Genomic DNA, 2,727 nt, shown 5'->3' on the forward strand with positions numbered 1-2,727 from the left:
CCAAGATGCGCCTGGCCTGAGGCGCCGGTACAGGTACCGACGACCCTGCGGGCCGGGGCTTCCGGATGTTGGCCCAGGGGGACCTGTGGGCCTACGTTCCCGGCCGTGGACGAACCAGCAGGCCCGTCGAGGTCGTTAGGAAGGGCGGGAAGGCGCGGGCCTGGCAGAGTGGATGACCACGGGGCCCGGCAGAGGAGAACATCGATGAGGATTGCGGAAGACATCACGCAACTGATCGGCAACACGCCGCTGGTCCGATTGCGTCGCGTCACGGACGGGGTGGGAGCCCAGGTCGTGGCCAAACTGGAGTCCTTCAACCCGGCGCACAGCGTGAAGGACCGCCTCGGGGTGGCCCTGGTCGACGCCGTGGAGCGGGCGGGGCTGATCGGGCCGGACACCGTCATCCTCGAACCTACCAGCGGGAACACCGGCATCGCCCTGGCCATGGTGTGCGCCGCCCGCGGGTACCGCTGCGTCCTGACGATGCCCGAGACGATGAGCACCGAGCGGCGGATGCTGCTGCGGGCCCTCGGCGCAGAGCTCGTGCTCACCCCCGGTGCCGAGGGCATGCCCGGCGCCATCGCGAAGGCGGAGGAACTCGCGAAGAACGACGAGCGGTACCTCATCCCGCAGCAGTTCGAGAACCCGGCCAACCCGGCGATCCACCGCGCCACGACCGCCGAGGAGATCTGGCGTGACACCGACGGGCAGATCGATGTGCTCGTCGCCGGGGTCGGCACCGGCGGTACCATCACCGGCGTCGCCCAGGTCATCAAGGAGCGCAGGCCCGAGGCGCGGTTCGTCGCCGTGGAGCCGTCGGCGTCGCCGGTGCTCTCGGGCGGGGTGAAGGGATCGCACCCGATCCAGGGCATCGGCGCCGGGTTCGTCCCGCCGGTCCTGGAGACCGGCCTCGTCGACGAGATCATCCAGGTCGATGGTGAGGACGCCTTCGACCTGGCCCGCCGGCTGGCCCGGGAGGAGGGACTCCTGGTGGGCATCTCCTCGGGCGCGGCGGTGTCGGCGGCGCTGCAGGTGGCCCGCCGCGCGGAGAACGCCGGGAAGCTGGTCGTCGTCGTGCTTCCGGACTTCGGCGAGCGCTACCTGAGCACACCGCTGTTCGCCGGGCTCGGGTGACCGGCTGTGCTCTCGACGTTGCGCCATGACCTGCGCACGGTGAAGGAGCGGGATCCGGCCGCCCGCTCCATCCTCGAGATCGCCCTGTGCTACCCCGGCGTGCACGCCGTCTGGGGCCACCGGATCAGCCACTGGCTGTGGACCCGTGACCTGCGGCTGCCCGGGCGCGTGGTTGCCACGCTCACCCGCATGCTCACCGGGGTCGAGATCCACCCTGCCGCCACGCTCGGCCCCGGCGTCTTCATCGACCACGCCACCGGCGTGGTCATCGGGGAGACCGCCGAGGTCGGCGCCGACGTCACGATCTACCACGGGGTCACCCTCGGCGGCACCAGCCTGGAACCGGCCAAGCGGCACCCCACCATCGGCGACCGGGTGATCATCGGTGCCGGTGCCAAGGTTCTCGGCAACATCACCATCGGCTCGGACAGCCGCATCGGGGCCAACGCCGTCGTCGTGCGGCCCGTGCCGCCCGGCTCGGTGGTCGTCGGCGTCCCCGGCCAGATCATCACCCCCAGCCGCCCCAGGCCGGCCACCGCCCTGCCCGGTCAGGACGACGTGCTCCCCGACCTCGTCGGCGTCAGCCTGAAGTCCCTGCTCACCCGGGTCGACCAGCTGGAGGCGGTGCTCGACGGGAACACCGGGAACACCGGGAACACCGGGAACACCGACGGCCGCGCCGACGGGCGGGTCGCCGCCCATCCCACGATCCGCCCGCCCCAGGCCGGTGTGTGGTATGGCGAGGACTTCTCCATCTGATCAATGACCTTCATCGGTGACCTGATCGGTGACGCTCCTGGCTCGACCGGTGTCCCTGGGGATCCGGTCGAGCCAGGATTTGCCGGCAAAGCATGCGTCGCCATGACCACTTGATTCCGCCCAGAATATGTCGATGACGACCACGGTGATGTTGTCCGCGCCGCCGGCAGCCAGCGCCACCGAGGCGAGATGGTGGGCGACCGCGGTGGCGGGCGCGTCCGCCGGCAGGCGCCCGACGTGACCGGCGAGGGCCGTGGCGGCCGAGGCGTAGTTCCACAGCCCGTCGCTGCACAGCACCACCCGTCCCGGCCCGGTGAGGGGCAGCGAGACGACGCGCGGTACCGCCGATCCGCTGCCCGTCCCGATCCAGTGGGTGATGGTGTGGGCGCCGGGCGCCGTCTCGGCCAGCTCGGCCGGGAGCAGGCCGGCCCGCACCGCCTCGGCCGCCAGCGTGTCGTCCTCGGTCAGCAGGCGCGCGCCCCGCGGGCCGAGCAGGTAGGCCCGGCTGTCCCCGAGCCAGCCGACGGCGAGCCGGTCCGCTGTCACGATCGCCGCGACGAACGTGCAGGCCGGCGCGTCGTCGGGGCTGGTGATCGAGGCGACGGCGCTGCGCTGGGCGGTCGCGACCGCCGCCCGTAGCGCGGCGTTCTCCCAGGGGACGCCGCCGCCCGTCGGCCCGGGAGACCTCGGCGTGCCCACGACGTCGGCCAGGAAGGCGGTGGCGTCCCGGGCGGCGGCCACGGCGGCCGGTCCCGAGCCGGGAGCCGTCGACACCCCGTCGCACACGACCGCCACGACCGCCACGACCGCCGGGCGGGCCGGGTCGGCCGGGTC

The 2,727-nt window shown here is 72.8% G+C and carries 3 protein-coding genes; 2 read left to right on the forward strand and 1 reads right to left on the reverse strand.

The genetic code is table 11. The features are described 5' to 3' along the window. The first annotated feature begins 204 nt into the window (after positions 1-204). Positions 205-1,134 carry a cysteine synthase A gene (cysK, locus tag AC08OV_RS24355; RefSeq protein ID WP_476615918.1) on the forward strand — a complete coding sequence of 310 codons (930 nt, stop codon included), beginning with the start codon at positions 205-207 and terminating at the stop codon, positions 1,132-1,134. Between the two features lie 6 nt (positions 1,135-1,140). Beyond that, complete coding sequence (cysE, locus tag AC08OV_RS24360) at positions 1,141-1,893, forward strand: serine O-acetyltransferase (RefSeq protein WP_476620409.1); 753 nt, start codon at positions 1,141-1,143, stop codon at positions 1,891-1,893. Here the strand turns inward: cysE and AC08OV_RS24365 are convergent. Further along, positions 1,894-2,727, reverse strand: an 834-nt coding sequence (locus tag AC08OV_RS24365) for a PP2C family protein-serine/threonine phosphatase (protein ID WP_476620410.1), incomplete at its 5' end; no start/stop codon positions are given. It abuts the gene before it with no gap.

It is taken from the genome of Frankia sp. CeTa3Moorea, from assembly GCF_978021225.1.

Coding starts and splice junctions, on each gene's coding strand:
- cysK (WP_476615918.1), top strand. CDS start 205: ATGAGGATTGCGGAAGACATCACGCAACTGATCGGCAACACGCCGCTG.